This is a genomic window from Exiguobacterium sp. s121, assembly GCF_018617245.1.
GTDB classification, from domain to species: domain Bacteria; phylum Bacillota; class Bacilli; order Exiguobacteriales; family Exiguobacteriaceae; genus Exiguobacterium; species Exiguobacterium profundum.
In genome coordinates, this window is the sequence record NZ_JACSJV010000014.1 from 1 (window position 1) to 225 (window position 225).

The 225-nt window shown below is 47.6% G+C and carries 1 rRNA gene; it reads left to right on the plus strand.

The features are described from left to right. Positions 1-140: 140 nt before the first annotated feature. Positions 141-225 (plus strand): 5S ribosomal RNA (gene rrf / locus KOG47_RS14700); the annotation flags it as partial.

Below are 225 nucleotides of genomic sequence, written 5' to 3' on the forward strand. Positions count from 1 at the left end.
GACACGTGGAGCTGAATGATACTAATCGGTCGAGGCTTTGATCTAGTCTAATGGTTTGTGTTGATGAATCCTCAGTTTTCAGGGAACAAACCCTAAAACAATATTGACATGCGTATGACGCGGTGTTAATATTCATTTTGTCTGGTGGCGATAGCGAGACGGCCACACCCGTTCCCATGCCGAACACGGAAGTTAAGCGTCTCAGCGCCGAAAGTAGTTGGGGGA